The organism is Parasegetibacter sp. NRK P23 (assembly GCF_023721715.1).
GTDB lineage: Bacteria > Bacteroidota > Bacteroidia > Chitinophagales > Chitinophagaceae > Parasegetibacter.
This window is the reverse complement of record NZ_JAMDLG010000001.1, coordinates 479,146-498,860: the sequence shown is the minus strand read 5'-3', so window position 1 is coordinate 498,860 and position 19,715 is coordinate 479,146. Positions and strand designations below refer to the sequence as shown.

General features: G+C 47.0%; 23 protein-coding genes. 15 read left to right on the top strand and 8 right to left on the bottom strand.

Translation table 11 applies throughout. The features are described 5' to 3' along the window. Window positions 1–60: 60 nt before the first annotated feature. Complete coding sequence (locus tag M4J38_RS01945; RefSeq protein ID WP_251757839.1) at window positions 61–1,026, bottom strand: polyprenyl synthetase family protein; 966 nt, start codon at window positions 1,024–1,026, stop codon at window positions 61–63. A 174-nt stretch (window positions 1,027–1,200) separates the two neighbouring features. Here M4J38_RS01945 and M4J38_RS01940 point away from each other — a divergent pair, with 174 nt between their 5' ends. The 9 genes from M4J38_RS01940 (at window position 1,201) to M4J38_RS01900 (ending at window position 9,024) form a co-directional block, all read left to right on the top strand. Continuing rightward, window positions 1,201–2,838 (top strand): OmpA family protein, encoded by a 1,638-nt coding sequence (locus M4J38_RS01940; protein ID WP_251757838.1) that lies wholly within the window; start codon window positions 1,201–1,203, stop codon window positions 2,836–2,838. 135 nt (window positions 2,839–2,973) lie between these two features. After that, window positions 2,974–3,795, top strand: a complete 822-nt coding sequence (locus tag M4J38_RS01935) for an outer membrane protein assembly factor BamD (RefSeq protein ID WP_251757837.1) — start codon at window positions 2,974–2,976, stop codon at window positions 3,793–3,795. Further along, window positions 3,764–4,105: a DNA-directed RNA polymerase subunit omega gene (locus tag M4J38_RS01930; RefSeq protein WP_251757836.1), complete on the top strand. Its 342-nt coding sequence runs from the start codon at window positions 3,764–3,766 to the stop codon at window positions 4,103–4,105. Before M4J38_RS01935 ends, M4J38_RS01930 begins: the two co-directional genes overlap by 32 nt. A 79-nt stretch (window positions 4,106–4,184) precedes the next feature. Beyond that, window positions 4,185–5,381, top strand: a complete 1,197-nt coding sequence (gene coaBC / locus M4J38_RS01925) for a bifunctional phosphopantothenoylcysteine decarboxylase/phosphopantothenate--cysteine ligase CoaBC (protein ID WP_251757835.1) — start codon at window positions 4,185–4,187, stop codon at window positions 5,379–5,381. Next, the gene (locus M4J38_RS01920) at window positions 5,374–6,294 is read left to right on the top strand and encodes a DUF4835 family protein (RefSeq protein ID WP_251757834.1); all 921 of its coding nucleotides are present in this window, start codon (window positions 5,374–5,376) and stop codon (window positions 6,292–6,294) included. Before coaBC ends, M4J38_RS01920 begins: the two co-directional genes overlap by 8 nt. A 1-nt stretch (window position 6,295) precedes the next feature. Further along, window positions 6,296–6,853, top strand: a complete 558-nt coding sequence (locus M4J38_RS01915; protein ID WP_251757833.1) for a DUF4296 domain-containing protein — start codon at window positions 6,296–6,298, stop codon at window positions 6,851–6,853. A gap of 54 nt (window positions 6,854–6,907) precedes the next feature. After that, window positions 6,908–7,606, top strand: a complete 699-nt coding sequence (locus M4J38_RS01910; protein WP_251757832.1) for a CoA transferase subunit A — start codon at window positions 6,908–6,910, stop codon at window positions 7,604–7,606. A 9-nt stretch (window positions 7,607–7,615) separates the two neighbouring features. After that, window positions 7,616–8,356 (top strand): hypothetical protein, encoded by a 741-nt coding sequence (locus M4J38_RS01905; RefSeq protein ID WP_251757831.1) that lies wholly within the window; start codon window positions 7,616–7,618, stop codon window positions 8,354–8,356. 11 nt (window positions 8,357–8,367) lie between these two features. Continuing rightward, window positions 8,368–9,024, top strand: coding sequence for a 3-oxoacid CoA-transferase subunit B (locus M4J38_RS01900; protein ID WP_251757830.1), 657 nt, complete (start codon window positions 8,368–8,370; stop codon window positions 9,022–9,024). Here the strand turns inward: M4J38_RS01900 and M4J38_RS01895 are convergent. The 5 genes from M4J38_RS01895 to M4J38_RS01875 form a co-directional block, all read right to left on the bottom strand. Beyond that, a complete protein-coding gene (locus M4J38_RS01895) occupies window positions 9,021–9,701 on the bottom strand; it encodes a hypothetical protein (protein ID WP_251757829.1) in 681 nt (226 codons plus the stop codon). The genes M4J38_RS01900 and M4J38_RS01895 overlap by 4 nt on opposite strands. Window positions 9,702–9,845: 144 nt before the next feature. Further along, window positions 9,846–10,499, bottom strand: coding sequence for a response regulator transcription factor (locus M4J38_RS01890; protein WP_251757828.1), 654 nt, complete (start codon window positions 10,497–10,499; stop codon window positions 9,846–9,848). Window positions 10,500–10,543: 44 nt separating this feature from the next. Continuing rightward, window positions 10,544–11,383 (bottom strand): sensor histidine kinase, encoded by an 840-nt coding sequence (locus M4J38_RS01885; RefSeq protein WP_251757827.1) that lies wholly within the window; start codon window positions 11,381–11,383, stop codon window positions 10,544–10,546. A gap of 24 nt (window positions 11,384–11,407) precedes the next feature. After that, on the bottom strand, window positions 11,408–12,052 hold the full coding sequence (locus tag M4J38_RS01880) for a hypothetical protein (RefSeq protein ID WP_251757826.1): 645 nt from the start codon (window positions 12,050–12,052) through the stop codon (window positions 11,408–11,410). Between the two features lie 117 nt (window positions 12,053–12,169). Beyond that, a complete protein-coding gene (locus tag M4J38_RS01875; protein ID WP_251757825.1) occupies window positions 12,170–12,574 on the bottom strand; it encodes a hypothetical protein in 405 nt (134 codons plus the stop codon). Between the two features lie 507 nt (window positions 12,575–13,081). On the opposite strand from M4J38_RS01875, the gene M4J38_RS01870 reads away from it, so the two are divergent. The 4 genes from M4J38_RS01870 (at window position 13,082) to M4J38_RS01855 (ending at window position 17,236) form a co-directional block, all read left to right on the top strand. Beyond that, on the top strand, window positions 13,082–13,741 hold the full coding sequence (locus M4J38_RS01870; RefSeq protein WP_251757824.1) for a response regulator transcription factor: 660 nt from the start codon (window positions 13,082–13,084) through the stop codon (window positions 13,739–13,741). 635 nt (window positions 13,742–14,376) lie between these two features. Continuing rightward, window positions 14,377–15,054, top strand: a complete 678-nt coding sequence (locus M4J38_RS01865) for a response regulator transcription factor (RefSeq protein ID WP_251757823.1) — start codon at window positions 14,377–14,379, stop codon at window positions 15,052–15,054. After that, window positions 15,044–15,898: an aminotransferase class IV gene (locus tag M4J38_RS01860; RefSeq protein WP_251757822.1), complete on the top strand. Its 855-nt coding sequence runs from the start codon at window positions 15,044–15,046 to the stop codon at window positions 15,896–15,898. Before M4J38_RS01865 ends, M4J38_RS01860 begins: the two co-directional genes overlap by 11 nt. A 24-nt stretch (window positions 15,899–15,922) precedes the next feature. Next, entirely contained in the window at window positions 15,923–17,236 is a 1,314-nt protein-coding gene (locus tag M4J38_RS01855; RefSeq protein ID WP_251757821.1) for a deoxyribodipyrimidine photo-lyase, read from the top strand. 4 nt (window positions 17,237–17,240) lie between these two features. Here the strand turns inward: M4J38_RS01855 and M4J38_RS01850 are convergent, their stop codons facing one another. Next, the gene (locus M4J38_RS01850; RefSeq protein ID WP_251757820.1) at window positions 17,241–18,032 is read right to left on the bottom strand and encodes a 1,4-dihydroxy-6-naphthoate synthase; all 792 of its coding nucleotides are present in this window, start codon (window positions 18,030–18,032) and stop codon (window positions 17,241–17,243) included. Next, a complete protein-coding gene (gene mqnB, locus M4J38_RS01845) occupies window positions 18,017–18,676 on the bottom strand; it encodes a futalosine hydrolase (protein WP_251757819.1) in 660 nt (219 codons plus the stop codon). The genes M4J38_RS01850 and mqnB overlap by 16 nt, the downstream gene beginning before the upstream one ends. Before the next feature lie 72 nt (window positions 18,677–18,748). On the opposite strand from mqnB, the gene M4J38_RS01840 reads away from it, so the two are divergent. Together M4J38_RS01840 and M4J38_RS01835 are read left to right on the top strand one after the other, a co-directional pair. Further along, entirely contained in the window at window positions 18,749–19,159 is a 411-nt protein-coding gene (locus M4J38_RS01840; RefSeq protein ID WP_251757818.1) for a 6-carboxytetrahydropterin synthase, read from the top strand. Between the two features lie 127 nt (window positions 19,160–19,286). Then, complete coding sequence (locus M4J38_RS01835) at window positions 19,287–19,706, top strand: 6-carboxytetrahydropterin synthase (RefSeq protein ID WP_251757817.1); 420 nt, start codon at window positions 19,287–19,289, stop codon at window positions 19,704–19,706. The last annotated feature ends 9 nt before the right edge of the window (window positions 19,707–19,715 follow it).

Genomic DNA, 19,715 nt, shown 5'->3' with positions numbered 1-19,715 from the left:
AGCGGCCATTTTTAATGGTCGCTGTTATTATTTACAGCTACCGGAAGGATAAAAATTTAATCAATAGGAACGATCAGTTGTATACCTGACCAATTCTTCCAGTGCATCCCGTACATCCGATTTGGGGAATAAATGCAACAATGCGAGTGCCTCGTCCCGGTATTGTTGCATTTTTTTTGCGGCGTACGCTATTCCTCCTGATTCCTGCACCACTTTCATGATATAATCCACTTTTTCCCGGTCGGTATTATGGTTCTTGATCAGGTAAATCAGTTCTTTCCGAAGGGCAGGCGCAACGGTATTTAGCGTATAAATAAGGGGTAAAGTGAGTTTTTTTTCCTTGATGTCGTTCCCGGTAGGTTTGCCCACATCTTCTTTTCCGTAATCGAAAAGGTCGTCTTTGATCTGGAAGGCGATGCCAACTTTTTCCCCGAAGGCCCGCATCCTATCGGTAAGGGCTTCGTCTCCACCAGAAGAAGAGTAGGCGCCTGCGGCGCAGGAGGAGGCAAGGAGGGAAGCGGTTTTATTGGTGATAATTTCGAAATAAATGTCTTCCCGGAGGTTGAGGTTCCTGGCTTTTTCCATTTGAAGAAGTTCTCCCTCACTCATTTTCCGGACGGCTTCGGAGAGGATTTGCAGCACCCGGAAATCGTGGTTATCCAGGGAAAGCAGTAACCCTTTCGATAACAAATAATCTCCTACCAGCACAGCTATCTTGTTCTTCCACAATGCGTTAATAGAGAAAAAGCCCCTTCTTTCCATGGAATCGTCTACCACATCATCGTGTACCAGGGTTGCGGTATGGAGGAGTTCCACCAGGGAAGCGGCGCGGTAACCGGCTGGGGTAACTTCTCCACAGAGTTTGGCAGATAATAGTACAAACATTGGCCGGAGTTGCTTACCTTTCCGTTTTACGATATACTGCATGATCCTGTCTAACAGCGCGATCCTGCTTTTAACCGCGAGCTCAAACTCCTTTTCGAACACTTTCAGTTCTTCCTGTATGACCGATTTTGCCAGTTTCATGTATTTGTGCCTGTTAGGGATGACCGTGCTGCAAGTTAGTGGTAAAGTTGCTGAAAGCGGGTATAAAAATTGCGTAGAGCCTTGTTAGTCAACAAAAAATTTGGTAATTAAGGTACTATATATATTTTTGCCGAACTAAATGGCCCATTTTTAAACACTTAACAATAATAAGTTATGGTAAGCAAAAAGTACAAATTTTTATTCGGGCTTTTGTGCCTCGTTACATCTGGCTCCTTTGCCCAGGAGAAATCCGGCACTGGATACGATGTAATGGACTCCTCTGTTATTCCTGCGAAAAGACTTCCACAGCACAACGAATTCATGAACAATTCTTACAGCTTCCCCGCCAAGCCGAGGAGCCAGTGGGAATTTGGTGTAAAAGGTGGTTTGTTCAACATCATTGGTGATGTTCCTTCCGTAATGCCAACTCCAGGCTTCGGTGTTCACGTTAAAAAAGACCTCGGTTATGTATTCGCCCTCCGTATGGAATACATGTGGGGTATGGGTAAAGGATTGAATTGGAAAGAAAGAACCGCTGGTTTCTCCACTGCGCAACGTACAGCAGGATATGGTCAGCCAGCCAATGCTACCGCATTCGACAACTACAGAACCCGCGTTCAGGATCTTGGTATCCAGGGTGTTGTGACTTTCAATAATATCCGTTTCCACAAGAAGCAATCTAATTTTATTGGTTACATATTCGGTGGTATCGGTGGAACTATTTCCAAGACTTACCACGATCTCTACAATGGAACTACACTGTATAACTATGCCGGGATCAACGGGAACGATTTTGACAATAGAAAAGATACAAAAGATGCCCTGAAAGATCTTCTCGATGGAGACTACGATACCAAAGGAGAAGATGACGGTCAGGGTGAACTCTTCAAAGAAAGATTCAACCCTTCCGCTACAGTTGGTCTGGGTATGGCTTTCCGTCTCGGTAAGCGCGTAAGCCTGGCATTTGAAGATCGCCTCACTTTCACTGGTGATGACCTGTTGGATGGTCAGCGCTACCAGAACGTAGGTGTTGCCAACAACATCCTTACTCCTGACAAGGACTTCATGAACTTCTTCAGCGTAGGTCTGAACTTCAACATTGGAAGCGCCACTAAACGTGTAGCTCCTTTGTGGTGGCTGAACCCGCTGGATTACGCTTACAACGAAATCAACGCTCCCCGCCACATGAAGCTGCCCAAGCCAGTATTGGACGATGCTGACGGCGACGGTGTTACCGACCAATTCGACCAGGAGCCTAACACTCCTGCCGGTGCTCCCGTTGATTCTCACGGTGTTAGCCGCGATACTGATGGTGACGGTGTACCTGACTACAAAGACAAGGAACTGGTTACTCCAACACAATGCCAGCCTGTTGACGCTGACGGTGTAGGTAAATGCCCAGAGCCAGCCTGCTGCGCTGAACTGAGAGACCTGATCGCTAAAGGTAACTTCGGTGGTTGCGGTATCGGTGACCTGCCCAGCGTATCCTTCACTGGCAGAAACGTTAAACTGAGCCAGGACGCACAAGCTGTTCTCGCCGGTGTTGCCGCTAAAATCCGCAACAACCCCAACTGTAAAGTTGCCGTGGTAGGTTACGGTGATGCCAACAAATCCGCTCAACAGCTGAGCTGGGATCGCGTAAACGCTGTTATCAACTACCTCGTTGAGAAAGAAGGTATCAGCAACGACCGCTTCGTATTCAAATATGGTGAAGCCGGTGGTGACCCGAACACTGTTGACCTGCGTGATGGTTCCAACGAAGAAGGCCCGAACAACGTGCCTGCTCCACACCCTAATCTGAGAAGAAAATAAGCAGACTTTTTGCCTCTCATAGAAAAAGCCCTCCTTTTAAAGGAGGGCTTTTTATCATTTAATTAACGGCAAGCCTACCTGTTCGCCACGGAATTTCCTACATATTTGAAGAAATATTTTAACTTTGCCGACTTTATGAGATCATTCTTCAGTCTTCTTGCGGCCGTTCTCCTGTTCAGCTCCTGCTCCAAATTCAGCAAGGTGCAGAAAAGTACCGACTATGAGTACAAACTCAAAATGGCCGATACTTATTTCGAAAAGAAAAAGTATTACTACGCGCAGCAACTGTACGAGGAGCTGTTCCCCGTTTTCAAAGGCACTGAAAAGTTTGAAGATCTTTACTATAAGTTCGCCTACAGCTTTTACAATATGCGCGATTACCTGAGCGCCGAAAACTATTTTAAAGGATTCCTGGAAGTATTCCCTACTTCTCCGAGGGCCGAAGAAATGGATTTTATGCGGGCGTTCAGTTATTATAAACAGTCCCCCAAAGTTGAACTGGATCAGGCCAATACTTATAAGGCCATGAACATGATGCAGACTTTTATCAATACCCACCCGGGTTCTGAAAAAGTAAAAGAAGCTACGGCTATCATCGATGAGTGCCGTGCGAAACTGGAACTGAAGGAATACAGGAATGCTGAACTGTATTATAACGTAGGGCAATACAGGGCCGCAGGTATCGCTTTCACGGCTTTGATGAACAATTTCCCCGATTCGTATAAAAGCGAAGAATACAAGATACAGGTCATCAAATCTTACTACCAGTTCGCTTCAATGAGTATTCCGGAGAAAAAAAGAGAACGTTTTGAACAGGTAATCGGAGAAGTGAATGACTTCTCAGACCGCTTCCCGGAGAGTAAGTTATTGCCGGAAGCAAAAAGATATTTAACTTTGTCCCAAAATAATATAAACGCAGTTACAAATGAGCAAGTTAAGAAGACAACTGGGCGCTAATACCAGCAACGTGGTGGAAACCAAAAGTCTGCTCGAGATCAAGAACAGAACCGGTAACTTATACGAGTCTATCACCATCATCGCTAAAAGAGCCAACCAGATCAATATTGCGCTGAAAGAAGAACTGCACAACAAACTGGAAGAGTTCGCAAGCCATACCGATAGCCTGGAAGAAATTCACGAGAATAAGGAGCAGATCGAAATTTCACGCGCCTACGAAAGAATGCCGAACCCTGCGTTGCTCGCTACCCAGGAGTTCATGGACGAAAAAATCTACCACAGGAAGAACAACGACGACCTGTTCAGCTGATTTTTTGATTTCATTTACGATATAATAACTAATTTCAAGCGGCCTTCCCGGTCGCTTTTTTGTTTTAAGCCTCACCCACATGTTTCAAGGCAAAAAAATATTATTAGGAATCTCCGGCTCCATCGCCGCTTACAAAATCATTCTCCTCACCCGGTTGCTTACAAAGTCAGGTGCCGAGGTAAAAATTGTAATGACGCCTGCTGCCAGGGATTTTGTTTCACCACTAACGCTTTCCACGCTCGCCGGAAACCCGGTTTTGGTGGAACTATCGGACAATGCGTCCTGGTCGAACCACGTCATGCTGGGCCGGTGGGCCGACATCATGGTCGTAGCGCCTTTAAGCTGTAATACACTCGCTAAAATGGCCACGGGCCAATGCGACAACCTTTTGCTGGCCACCTGGCTCTCGGCCACCTGTCCGGTAATGGTGGCGCCCGCGATGGATGAGGATATGTGGCACCATCCCACCACTAAAGACAATCTTACCAAATTGGAAAGCTTCGGGGTGAGAATTTTACAGGTAGGCAACGGTCCGCTGGCGAGCGGTCTTTCCGGAGATGGAAGAATGGCGGAAACGGAAGAGATATTGAAAGAACTGGAACATTTCTTTTTCCATACCCAACAACTGAAAGGAAAGAAAGTACTGATTACGGCTGGTCCTACGCACGAACGGATCGATCCTGTACGTTTTATAGGGAATCATTCTTCCGGGAAAATGGGGCAGGCGCTTGCGCTGGAACTCGCAAACCGGGGGGCGGAAGTGACGCTTGTTTCAGGACCGGTGCAGCAGTCCTTGAACGATGCACGTATTGAAGTGGTTCCGGTTGTTTCAGCACAGGAAATGTATGATGCGGCGGTTGCTTATTTCCCGTTTACCGACCTGGCGATCATGGCCGCGGCGGTGGCGGATTACATGCCTGTAACGGTGAGCGCTGAAAAAATTAAAAAGCAGGAAGCCGCTTTTTCAATTGAACTTACCCGAACGCCGGATATCCTGAAAAAACTTGGGGAATTAAAAAGCGCAGATCAGTTACTGGTGGGTTTCGCGCTGGAATCAACCAACGAAAAAGAATATGCGAAAGGAAAACTGGCGGCCAAGAATGCGGATTTCATCGTGATGAATTCGCTCCGCGAAGCCGGTGCCGGTTTTGGACACGATACCAATAAAATTACCGTTTTTGGAAAAGATGGAACGGAAACAGCATTTCCGCTCAAATCAAAAAAAGATGTAGCCACGGATATTGTGAACCTGTTAATGCCTCACCTGAATGCGTAAGTTAAAATTTATCATCTGTCTCCTGTTGGCAACCGGCCTTTCGGTTCGTGCGCAGGAACTTCGTGCGAAAGTAACGGTGATCTCTAACCGTGTAAGTTCGCAGACCGATAAAAAAATATTTCAGACCCTTCAAACCGCGCTCAACAATTTCCTCAACAACAGGAAATGGACCAACGATGCCTTTCAATCCCAGGAAAGAATTGAGTGCAACTTTCTCATCAATATCGACCAGGCACTGGAAAACAATGCATTCAAAGCATCGTTAACGGTACAAGCCGCAAGGCCGGTGTATAATTCTTCGTATTTAAGTCCGCTGGTGAATTACCTCGACAATGCGCTCACCTTCCGCTATGCGCAGTTCACCCCGCTTGAATTCAACGAAAACCGCATTCAGGGCAGCGATCCGCTCGCATCCAACCTTACGGCCACACTGGCTTATTATGTATACATCATATTGGGCATGGATTACAATTCCTTCTCGCTGAAAGGGGGAGATGTGTATTTTCAGAAAGCGCAAAACGTAGTGAACAACGCGCCGGAGAGCAGAGACATCACCGGCTGGAAAGCATTCGATGGTATGCGCAACCGGTACTGGCTCACGGAAAACTTACTCAGTGCCAGGTACACGCTGGTGCACGATGCCATGTACGATTATTTCAGGAACGGATTCGATAAACTATATGCCGCGGCGCCCGAAGGCAGGAAAGGCGTACTGGAAGCTTTGAATAAATTAAACCAGGTAAATACAGAGCAACCCAACTCCATGATACTTCAGTTCTTTATGCAGGGCAGAAGCGATGAACTTATCCGGTTGTACAGCAAAGCGCCGCCCGACGAAAAGAACCGGGCCAGGGATCTGTTACAGAAAATAGACATAGCCAATGGACCACGTTACCAACAGGAATTGAAATAGTATGGAGCATAGAAAAAGCAAGGAAAGAAGCACGAGGCATGGCCTGAAGTTTACACCTGTTTGGGTTATCGCAATAGGGGTATTGTTTATTTTCAGTTGCGGCAACAGGGACCTGCCATCTGGTGTATTACCACCTGAAAAAATGAAGGAAGTGCTTTGGGACTTGATTCGGGTGGATGAACTCGCGATGGAAAAGCGTGCCGCGGATTCCACTTTTGTCCTGGAGAAAGAATCGGAAAAAATGTACCAGCAGGTATTCGCCATGCACGGGACCGATAAACAGACTTTCGAAAAAAGTTTCTCCTTCTACAAAGGAAGGCCCGATCTTTCCAAAACAATTTTCGATTCTCTGATCAACCAGGGCAACAGGGAAAAGGAACTGCTAAGAAAAGCCGATTCTATTAAAACCGCTAAAGAAGCACAGGCGCTCGCGAAAGCGGATTCAATCAAACGAAGGGCCGATTCCGTTAAAATTCAAAAAGATTCGACAGTACTGAAAAAGCTCAGGGACTCGCTGCTGCTGAAACGGAAGCTGCCATTCAAATCGGCGCCAAGATAACCAGGAGCAGCCGTTACCTTTGCCCTGCAACTAAACACCAAATAAGCTAACCGAATGAATAAGATTGTTGCCAATGCAGAAGCCGCGATAGCCGACATCCCCAATGGCGCCACCATTATGCTGGGAGGATTCGGACTTTGCGGTATTCCTGAAAACTCGATCGCCGCGCTCGTTAAAAGTGGCGTAAAAGAACTTACCTGTATTTCAAACAACGCGGGTGTAGACGATTTCGGCCTCGGCCTGCTGCTCCAAACCAGGCAGATCAAAAAAATGATGAGCTCCTACGTAGGCGAAAACGCTGAATTTGAAAGACAACTCCTGAGTGGCGAACTGGAAGTGGACCTGATTCCGCAGGGAACCCTGGCCACCCGCATCCAGATGGCAGGCATGGGTATCCCCGCGTTTTTTACGCCCGCGGGTTATGGTACCGAAATCGCTGAGGGTAAGGAAATAAGAACATTCAACGGGAAACCACACCTCATGGAAATGGCCCTGCACGCCGATTTCGCATTGGTAAAAGCGTGGAAGGGAGACCGTTATGGAAACCTGGTGTTTCGTAAAACAACCCGGAACTTTTCCACCTCCATGGCCAGGGCCGGCAATATTACCATTGCGGAAGTAGAGGAACTGGTGGAACCCGGCGAACTCGACCCTGATGCCATCCATGTTCCGGGAATTTACGTGCACCGCGTATTCCAGGGAACGGACTATGAAAAAAGAATAGAAAGAAGGACCGTTTCCATTCACCAATAACCTTCCTGCATGTTCCTGAGCAAACATCATCTCACCGGAAATTTTGGCATCGCACCGGAAATCGCGGCTTTTTATGTAGACAAGAAAGTTCCCGAAGGCAATCTCTACTGGAAAGGAAAACTGTTGTACCTGCGGCACAATCCCGGTTACCTGTTCATCCCGCTTTTCTGCGATCTGTTGTACAGAATTGGCGTACCGTTAGAACAATTGATTTCGGACCCGTTTGTGGCCCTCTTTGAAGACGTGCTGCACAGCGCTGCCCGTGAAGAGTTTGGTGAAACGGATGAAAAAGCACATCTCGCTTATTGTTATGAAAAGGCGAAGGGGCATGGAGGCAACACCAGATGGCTGGAACTGATGGACAATCATTTTGTCCGGCAAAATGCAGCATTGCCATATCAGCCGGAAGCAGTGGCCTTGCGAAGGGCCGACGCCTTTCTTTTTGCCCTTAATGCCCTGGCTATACCCGAAGGGAAGGAAGAACTGGTATGCAAATATTGGTTTGCCCTCATCAGTTTTTTTCTCCTGATGGATGACATTGATGATTATGCGAAAGATAAGCGTGAGAACGACCAGAATACGCTGTTGGAATGGGGCGACGATAAAACAGCCGTTGAGAAAGTAAACCGTTTGCTGGAAGAAGATATCCTTGTATTGAACGAGATTAACCCCAAACTTAGCGCTTACTGCACCGACCTGGTCGAAAAATTTGAAATAACCGGAAAGCTGGCCGCTATTGCCGCTTCCTAAAATAACGATCGATGGCACTTGATAAATTTGGTATCGCGAAAAGGATCGCGCAGGAACTGAAAGATGGGATGTATGTAAACCTTGGCATCGGTATTCCGACCCTGGTGGCGAACTATATTCCTGAAGGCGTGAACATCATGCTGCAGAGTGAAAATGGGATGCTGGGGATGGGACCCTATCCCGATGAGGCGGCAGTGGATGCGGATCTGATCAACGCCGGAAAAGAAACCGTTACGGTAATCAAAGGCGGTGTCTTTTTCGACAGCGCTGAAAGTTTTGGTATGATCCGTGCCGGGAAGGTGGACCTCACCGTTTTGGGCGCGATGGAAGTAAGCGACACGGGTGATATTGCCAACTGGAAGATACCCGGTAAAATGGTGAAAGGCATGGGTGGCGCTATGGACCTGGTGGCGAGTGCCCGGAATATAATTGTCGCCATGATGCACACCAATCCTAAAGGGGAGTCCAAATTACTGCCATCCTGCACCCTTCCTTTAACAGGCGTGGGTTGCGTTAAGAAGATCGTGACGGAACTGGCCGTACTGGATGTTACCCCGGATGGGTTCCGCTTACTCGAGCGGGCTCCGGGTATTTCAGTAGAAGAAATCCGGGCTAAAACGGCCGGTCGGCTGATCGCTGCTGATGCCGTTCCGGAAATGGTCATTTAACCAAGCGCCGTTCTTCCGGGCGTTTGCATGTTTTTCTCCAGGTTCAGCAAACTGGCAGTGAGGAAAAAGCCATAAGTAACAAATTTGGAGAGGAGCATGATGATCCAGGCATAAAAAGGAAAATCCTTTTCTCCGGCAAAAAGCTGGTGTCCCAGCACCTCGATAAGCAGGTATTGGAAATGGTAAAAGAAGAAACCGGCTGCTGTCCAGAACAAAGGTGATTTGAAGATGGTGAGCTGTTGCACGGCCATGAGTTTAAGCAGCACGTACAGTGAAATGCTTAAGATAAGCAGGCAGGCCGCGAAGCGGATACCCGATTGCGGTTGGTCGGGGCCCGTAAGCAGCATATAAGTAATGAATACCGCACCTACGGAAAGCATGATGCCGGGCACCAAAGTATGAAAGTAGCTGGCCTTTATGATGGATTTGCAGGCGAGCAGAATAAGGCAGAAGTTCAGCAACAGGAATACATTTTCCACCAGTGCATGTCCGGCGGGCGATAAGGTGGATACGGCGCCAAGGATATCCTTAAAAAAAGAGATAACGCAAATGGCCATCAAACAGGCCATGGATTCCTGGAGGAAGAGCTTCCTTGACAAGATTACAAACGCCGCCAGTAATGGAATACAGGCGATCAGCAAGGAGATGACGGTTTGGGTTGAATAGGCCACTAACATGGGTAATTTGGGGTTGTTACAGGCCTTTCATAGGAGATATTCGCGTCTTTTCATAGGAAGTTGCGATGCGCCAAGTTACATTAGTTACCCATTCCAGCCAATAGTAATTATACGGTGGAAATACCCGATAAGTACGCGGTAGATTCAGTCGATGAGGTTGTTTTTGACCGCGAAAAAAACCAGTCCCACGGTATTCTTTGCGCCGAAGCGCTCCATCAGTCTGTCTTTGATGGCTTCCACGGTACGCGGACTTACTTCCAGCTTTTTGGCGATCTCCTGTGCGGTAAGTTCCATACAAAGCAGGCGGATCACTTCTTTTTCCCGGTCTGAAATTACGATCTCGCTGTTGAGGGAAGGAATTGTTTTGGTGCGCGCGTGTGATTTGCGGAGGAGAATGCGGTTCACGAAGTTGTTCAGGTAATACCCTTTTTCGCTCACTTCAATAATGGCGCGCTTTATTTCGGCTGGATCGGCGCTTTTCAGCAGGTAACCGTTGGCGCCGTTTTCCATCATGTGCGAAACGAACCGCTCGTCTTCGTACATGGTCAGTACTATAATATGAATATTAGGATACGCTTTGCTGACGGCTTTCGTGGTTTCTATACCATCTTTCTGGGGCATGCGAAGGTCCATCAGGATCACATCAGGTTCCGCTTCTGCCAAACCATTCAGCAGTTCTTCCCCGTTCTCCGCTTCCAGCACAAACTTGATATTGGTGTACGGTCTTAGAGAGAGGATGACCCCCTTTCTGAATATTTTATGGTCATCGGCTATCGCCACTTTGATGGTGGTTCCCATAGTAATATTTGAGCTGCTTTAAAGTTATGGATTAATGCACAAAATCAACGCCCTGGTTCCTGGTGCACATCCATTTCTATGGTTACTTTATAATAAGTCTGGGAATGGTCCTTTTCAAATAAAATCTTCCCCTGCACTACTTTTAACCGGCTCTGTATATTTTTCAGGCCCAATCCGGCGGCACTCATGGTGAGTCGTTCATAATCGGCCTGCGTAAGTCCCTTTCCATCGTGGTGAAGGCGGATGAAAAATTTTCCGTCGTTCAGGTTTTGGGTCAGATGGATGAAACTCGCTTTACTGTGTTTGAGGATGTTGTTTACCAGCTCCTGAATCACCCTGAAAATAGTGAGTTCCTGCTCTGTTTCAAGGCGTTCGCGGTAATCGTGGAACCGGCTGGAAGCATTGAGGTTACCTGAGCCGGATATTTTCTGAAAAAGATCGTTTACGGCCGATTCCAATCCGAAGTTTTTCAGGGTAGGGGGCATCAGGCTGTGAGAAATGTTCCTGACCAGTTGAATGGTATCGTCAATAATCTGTTTGGCGTTATAAATGGATTGAAGCTGCGTGGTTTTATCCTGGTTCACGAGGTTCTCGTTCAGGTAAAGCCTTGCGGTGGCCAGCAACGGACCTGCATCATCATGAAGGTCGGCGGCAATGCGTTGTCTTTCCTCTTCCTGCAGCCGGATGGAGGCGTTCAGCAGGATTTTCTGCTGCTCTTCCTCCAGTTGCTGCAATTTAAGCTGGTAACGGATTACCCGCCGCTGGTGAAAGATGATGAATGTAATAAGGCCTATGGTCAGCGCCAACATGCCCAGGGTACCAAAAAAAAGTACGGTGGGAATACTGGAAGCTTTCTGCGTGGCCTGTAAAAGAAATTCGTTCATTCAATAGGGGTTAGTTATACATCATCAGAACCTTGTTGTATAATGTTCAGGGAATCTGTTGGTTAACGTAGGATTTTGGTCATTGTTGCTTTTCATGAGGAAGGCGATCGCAAAAAGAATGTTTTTCGTGGCATTCAGCGCGTAATTGATCACCCAATACTTGTTCAATTCGCTGTTGGTGAAATTTTCCGCGTAAATGAATATAAAGAATGCGCCTGAGAAATAGAGTAATACAGCAATAACAATCCAGAAGGAAGGAACCTGGTATATAAAGAACGCCTGCGGCTTGCTGATTTGTTCGAAGAAAAAGAAAATGGAAATGCTGATGAGCAGAAATGCCTCTACGGTTGCGGGAACAGAGTTCATGCTGGCGAGCTCGGGCTCCGGTGTAATAATGAGGTATACAATATTAAAGGAGATAAACGCACCAATCAGGTAAGGAAGAATTTTCTTAAACCATTTATTCTGAATGGAAAAGTAGAAGAAGCAGGTTAAAAAACCGAACTCCAGTATGGTGAAAATATTCAGCAGAAAAGTGGAAGGTGATGCTCCTTGCAGGTAAACTAAAGAGATGTCGTTTAGAAAGGTATAAATACAGTAAAAAAATATTACCCATAGTTGCTTTTCTTTCTGAAACTTAAAGTATAACAGAAATAAAAGAATGGGCAAAAAGGATGAAAATAGACTTATGTAGGCTAAAGGTGAAATAATAAACCGTTGATTTTATACCAAATATATAAAATCAACGGTTTATTCAAAATTATACTGGCTTACCAGTAGTAGAAACTACCACCAGGAAGTCGTAGTAGTGGGAGGAGGTGTGGTGCCGTCACCATCTTTGCCATCTGTTGGAGGGCGGATGATAATACGGTCGGCAACAATACCTTCTTTCTTGATGAGCATACCGTGTTGGTCAACGGCATCATACTCAAGAATGTGACGGCCTCTTTCGTCCAGACCTACGAAAACCAGGGTTCTTGCACCGGTTTCAGTGAGGGCGTTGAACATTTTGATTCCAACACAACCAGGCTGAGCGAGGATTTCCTCGATAATGTTGCGTCCGCAGAACACGCTCTGTGTGTCATTCGGATGTGCATCCTGGAAGTCTTTTACCATTTTCGCACCCAGCTCGAAGCCGATGTGCTCGCCTACACCCGCGTGCATTTTGGCGATGATTTCTTTTTGCATCATTGTAGTAATTTTTTACGGTGGTCAGGAAATTTTTGGAATCTGAATTACCACCAAAAAAAAAAACTACGCAATGGGTGCAAAACACAACTGGATTCGATAAATTGCCCGAAATTCAATACAGACAATTGTTTCAAGCGAAAATGAACGTATTTTACCGTAGTAAAATTGCGAATTTTTACGCGGATAAAATAGTAAATTTACGGTCTTTCGATTCGTAAGAACACGGGAGTCGTATTAGGAAAATTGCGAATGTAGGGTCAGAACGCTCCTGAAAGAGAGTGGACTTTAAAAACGGGGCTTGTACTTACAAAAGTAGCTGGAAGTAAAGGGATGGTCAAGCGCAGTATTGCCCGTTTTAAGGGATGTGGAATATACCCTGCGCATCGTAAAAGCAACATTCATACCGCGTAAAAAAACGTTCATGGTAAAATAGATTTGTCCGCACTTTTATTTGGCAACTAATTGTATAACTTTAAGCAACAATACCCTTTAAATCACCCAATATTCATGGCAACTGAGAACCTGATCAAAGTAGCAATTGCAGACGATCATAAAATATTCAGGGACGGGATCAAGATGGCACTTAAAGACAGGGCTTACCTGAAAATTCTTTGGGAAGCCGAAGACGGTAAGGACCTGATGCACAAACTGAAACTCAAGATTCCTGACGTGCTGTTGATGGACCTCAGAATGCCTGAAATGGATGGGGTAAACGCGATATCCCTGATCAGGAAAGAATATGAAGAAGTGAAAATTATCGTTTTAACGATGTACGACGACCAGGAGATGATCACCAAGATGATGGAAATGGGCGCCAATGCTTATCTCACCAAAACCAGCGACCCGGAAGAAATCTACAATGCCATCCTCACCTGCATGAACGATGATTTCTATTTCAACGACCTCGTGAATAAAGCGGTATTACTGAAGCTTCAGCATAAAAAACAGGTGCGGCAGTTCTACCCCAATCCCATCAAATTCTCCGAAAAAGAATTGAAAATACTCCAACTTATCGCCGAAGACAAAACAACGGAAGAGATTTCCAAAGAAGTTTTCCTCAGCCCCCGTACCGTGGAAACCATCCGCCAAAACATGAAAACAAAGGCAAACGCCAAAACCATCGCCGGCCTCATCATGTACGCCATGCGGAACAAACTCATCAACTGATCCACAACTATTTTAGCCGGATAAAAAAAGACCCCGCCATTCGGCGGGGTTTAAAATTCTTGAAGGTCAGGGATAAGGAAATTCATGGATCTGGATCTACCAGGGATAGGGACCTTCTGATTTCTTTCAAAGGATGTTTGGACGGTTTGGACTTTTCAGGACATTGGACTTTTCAAAGGAACAAGGTTTGACCAAAAATTTCGACAATTACTACTATGACGAAAAAACTTATTACAGAAAAAAGAAGTTGATTGACATTGGAATTTGCGTTAGCCTTTACACGGATATTGGAATAACTTCAGGACGGTTTGTTTCGGACATTGGATTGTTTGAGGTTGCTAATCCTTGTCAATCAACTTTCGATACAAATATAGATGTGGATAAACATGTGGACAATCGCACAATCTCCCTATTTTAACACTTCGGTTATTACGGCGCAAATCGTAAAAAGACTTCTACAGAATGGGGAAATAACGGTACTATTGGTGGTGTTTCTACGAAAAATGCGTATTTATCCCTCGGTGTTTCTTACAATAAATGCGTATTTCTACCATAGGATTTCACCTTTTTCTTCCTAAACTTGCAATCGAAATTTTTTGTACAACAACCCCGAAAATCCCCGAAATTTGGTACCTATGAAGAAAACTGATTTGCCAGGGGGGCAACCGATTAAAGTAGCCATAGCAGATGACCACGCCCTTTTCCGCGCCGGTGTGAAAACAGCGCTTTCCATGAAGAAAGACGTTCAGCTCATCGCCGAAGCCGATAATGGCATGCAGTTGCTCAACCTCCTCAAACATATTGAGCCTGATGTGATCCTGCTCGATATCCAGATGCCCATTATGGACGGAATCGCCACTCTCCCCGAAATAAGGAAACTATACCCTGAAGTGAAGGTGATCATTCTCTCCATGCACGATGATTCTTCTGTAATCTCCAGGATGATGGAAATAGGGGCCAACTCCTATCTCACCAAAAACTCCGATTCTGAATCCATTTACCAGGCCATCGTTACCTGTTACCAGCAGGAGTTCTTCTTTAACGACCTCACCAACAAGGCGCTCCTCAGTGGTTTACGCACCAAACGCACCGTGGAACAGACCCTTCCCCAGGATGTGCACCTCAGCGAAAAAGAGATCGCCATCCTGAAACTGATGTGCGAAGAAAAAAGCACCAAGGAAATCGCCGATATCGTGGACCTTTCCCCCCGGACCGTAGAGGCGATCCGAGATAAGCTGAAATCGAAGACTGGTGTAAAATCTATGGCCGGCCTCATTTTATACGCGGTAAAAAACGGATTGGTTGAAGGATAAAACACCGGCTCAGAAGATCAATTTTAACGGAAAACTGCTGCCTGCGCATGAACCCATTGTGGTTGCGCAGAACCGCGGTCTCCGTTACGGAGATGGTGTTTTCGAAACAATGAAGCTGGTGGATGGCAGGCTACTACATGCCGGTCTCCATTTCGAAAGGCTGTTCCATGGACTTGAGTTATTGGGGTTTGAATTGTCCCGTTTTTTCACTGCAGAAAATTTGTCCCGTCAGGCGACGGAGCTGGCGGGAAAAAATGGTCATAGTACTGCTGCCAGGATCAGGCTCACGGTAATAAGAGGGGACGGTGGTTTATACGATGCCGTTTCACAGGCCCCCCACTGGATCATCGAAACCATGCCGGCTCCGGCCGGAATTTCCGAACTGAACAGCAACGGGTTGGTGCTGGGCGTTTTTGAGGCCGCACGTAAAACAGTGGATACCTTCTCCGCGCTTAAAACAAACAATTTCCTGCCTTACTTAACGGCCGCGCTTCACGCGAAAAAGCAGCACTGGAACGATGCACTGGTGCTGAACGCCTGGGGAAGAGTCGCTGATTCCACGATCGCCAACCTCTGGTGGCAGGAAGGGGAACAGCTTTTTACCCCACCTTTAAGTGAAGGTCCCGTTGCGGGAACGGTGCGCCGTCGCCTGCTGGAAAGACTCCCCCAGTTTGGATGGACAACCAATGAATTGCCCGCTGATCCTGAACGTCTGATGAACGCGGACGCAATGTTCCTCACCAATGCGATGTTCGGTTTGCGCTGGGTGGGAGATTTCAACGGGAAACAATTCGGTCCCGGTGCCGCCGCTCAAATTTTCCAATTGCTCCAAACAACTATTTGATGTGCAGTTTGTTGTTTTGCCCTTATGGCTGAAACAACTTCTTCAATCGTGATCTGCTGGTTCCGGCGCGACCTCCGTTTGCAGGACCAAACCGCTTTGTACCACGCGCTTCGTTCGGAATATCCTGTATTGCCCGTTTTTATTTTCGATGAAGACATTCTGGGAAAACTTCCTTCGCCCCACGATAGAAGGCTCCAGTTCATTTATGATGCGCTGGAAGAAATGCAGCAAACGCTTGAAAAGGAGGGTAGCTCGCTGGAAGTGTATTATGGAAAGCCACTTGAAGTGTTTGGAACGTTGGTAAAGAAGTATGCCGTTCAGGCGGTGTTTACGAACCATGACTATGAACCTTATGCGCTGGAAAGAGATGCTGCTGTCGAAGCATTCTTAAATAAGAAGGGTATTAAGTTTAACTCGTTCAAAGACCAGGTGATCGCTGAAAAGGAGGACGTGTTGAAAGACGATGGAAAGCCCTACACCGTATTCACACCCTACAGTAAAAAATGGAAATCGGTTGTCACGGAAGAATGGATGGAAGAAAAGCATACAAAGGCGTTGTTTAAAAACTTTTTCAGGCAGTCCCCTCAACCCATTCCTTCTCTGAAATCGATGGGCTTTGAAGCAACGGAAAAGAATTTTCCTTCAAAAAGTCTTTCAACGGAGCTGCTCAAAAAATACGGAGAGCAACGTGATTTCCCCGGTATCCATGGAACTTCCAGGTTAGGGGTACACTTGCGCTTCGGAACAATAAGCATCCGGGCCCTCGCCAGAAAAGCGGCGGAGCACAGTGAAGTTTACCTGAACGAACTCATCTGGCGCGACTTCTACCACATGATACTCTGGCATTTCCCCCATGTTGGTCGCGGATTGGCTTTCAGAAAAGAATATGATGCCATAAAGTGGCGCAATGATGAAAAGGAATTTGCCGCCTGGACGGAAGGGCGAACAGGCTACCCGATCGTGGATGCTGGTATGCGGGAACTGAATGAAACCGGGTACATGCACAACCGCGTGCGGATGATCGTCGCGAGTTTTCTGACCAAACATTTGCTGATAGACTGGCGTTGGGGCGAAGCGTATTTCGCGGAGAAACTCCTTGATTTCGACCTGGCGGCCAACAATGGCGGCTGGCAATGGGCCGCCGGAAGTGGTTGCGACGCTGCGCCTTATTTCAGGGTATTCAATCCTACCTTGCAAACCCAGAAATTTGATAAGGAGCTGAAGTATGTGCGGAAATGGGTGCCAGAGTTGGATGAACTTTCTTATCCCGCACCAATTGTGAACCATGAAATGGCAAGGAAACGTTGTTTGGAAGTGTATGCGAAAGCGCTGAAATGAAGCCTCACCTCATCGTTCTTCCCATGATCTCAATCGCCCGGTTACCTTCCGTTCCAAGGTCTTCCGTAAAATTATTCACGTACAATTCAATGTGTTGCCGCATCACTTTTTCCTCCATTTCCTGCGCATGCTCTTTCACGTATGGCGATAAGGTTGGATATGATTTCCAGGAGAGCGCCAGGCTTTCCCGGATCATTTTATTGAGCGCTGCATGTATTTCAGGTCCTAAACCTGTCCGGGCTACGATTCCACCCAAAGGAATGGGGGCGCCGGTTTGTTCTTCCCAGTGTGCGCCCAGGTCCATCACCAGGTGCAGTCCTTTTTCCTGGTAGGTGAACCGGTTTTCATGAATGATCACGCCCAACGGGAACGCGCCGGACAGCACTTTTTGTTCAATCTCGGAGAATACCACCGGCGTTTTCTTTTCAGCATAGGGGAACGCGAACCGGAGCAGCATGTGTGCCGTGGTGTGCCATCCGGGAATGGCGATGTCCATTGAAGCGATGCGCTCCTCAATATTGGGGATATGTTCGCGGCTGATGAGCAGGGGGCCTACGCCTTTGCCCAACGCGCTGCCGGCTTGTAACAACGTGTATTCATTTTTTACCGAGAACCAGGCGTTGTAGCTGAGTTTGGTAATATCCAGTTTGCCTTGCAATGCCCATTCATTCAGGGTTTGTACATCTTCGAGCACGGGTTTGAATTGGAATGGGCCCGTATCGATCCCGCCATTGATGAGCGCGTCGAAGATAAAAGTGTCGTTGGGGCAGGGACTGAAGCCTATCGTGAGTTCCATTGCTGAAGTATATTTTCGAGTAAATTGGGAAGCTGGTGGTTGAGCAGGGTAATGGCTTCTTTGAGTTGCCAGTTTTCTTTGTCGCGTTCGCCTACCATATTGGAAATGGTACGCAACTGGATAAAAGGTATACCTGCGGAGAGCGCCGCGAAATGCAATGCTGCTCCCTCCATGGATTCGGTGACGGCCCCGTATTTTTCCCGGAACCAGGCTGTTTTTTCACTGTCTGTACTGATCTCGTTCACCGTAATGCCCTTCACGATGGGGATGTTGTCGGGGAAAGGGCCTTTGTTTTCAAGCCATCCGTTGCGGTAGGGGAAAGCATCGGGCTGAAGTCCCATGTCGGTGAGGTGCCGGTATCCGATGGACTCCTTCACACAGGTGTCGGCCACCAGGTCGTGTGAAACGGCCACCAGGGTGCCCGGCGGATATTGGTCGGAGAAGCTGCCGGCAACGCCGGCCTGTACCAGGAAATCGGGCCTGTTCCGTTCAATTTCCCTTGTAATGCAATGGGTAGCGGCCATAATACCTACCCCCGAAACGAGGGTGGAAATACGGAACTTGCCACGACGGGAAAGATCGGCTATTTTTTCGCCGGAAGCATTGATTTCGAATGAAGTAGAGGCGATCAAACATACATTCATCCTGCTAAGTTCGTTAAATCAACGCAATACATTCACCGGAAATATTACCTTTGCAAAAATTTCGGGAAGGCTATGGTGTATTTGACCCGTGTAGAACATTTTAACGCTGCGCACAAACTTTATAATCCCAGGTGGTCGCCTGAGCAGAATGAAGCTGTGTTCGGCAAATGCGCCAATGCCAACTGGCACGGGCACAACTATGAATTGTACGTTACTTTTAAAGGCGAACCAGACCCTGATACCGGTTTTTTATATGACGTGAAGAAACTGAGCGAACTCATCCGCATCCATGTGATCGAACACCTCGATCACCGGAACCTGAACATGGATGTGCCGTTCATGAAAGATAAGATGTGTTCCACGGAAAACCTGGCCATCGCTATCTGGAACCAGTTGGAAGGACAATTGCCAGCAGGTGTGCAATTGCATTGCATCAAACTTTACGAGACACCCAGGATTTACGTGGAATATTTCGGCCGTTAAACTTTTCGGTCGGAATATTTAAACAAAATCCTACTGATCCTGTTATATTCTCACTTTACCGGTAGCTTGAACGGCAAACTTCCGTTGCAGCGCCGGCTAATGCCGGATTTACGGCTTAAATTCAATTATGGGACATAAAACAGCAGTCTTCAGGAAAGAACATTTTAACGCGGCGCACCGGCTTCATGTGGAAGATTGGTCCGCGGAAAAGAATGCTGAACTGTTTGGCAAATGCAACCTGCCGCACTACCACGGTCACAATTATGAACTGGTGGTGAAAGTAGTGGGTTATCCCGATCCTGTTTCCGGTTATCTCATCGATATGAAAGTATTGTCGGAGCTGGTGCAGCGGGAAGTGCTGGAACATTTCGACCACAAGAACCTCAACCTGGACGTGCCTTTTTTCAAAAACATCAATCCCACCGCGGAAAACATCGCCGTGGTGATCTTTAACCTGCTCCGGCCGCATATTCCCGGAGAGATAGACCTGCAGATACGGTTATACGAAACCGAAAGAAACTTTGTAGAATACCCCGCCAACATATAAATCAACAGA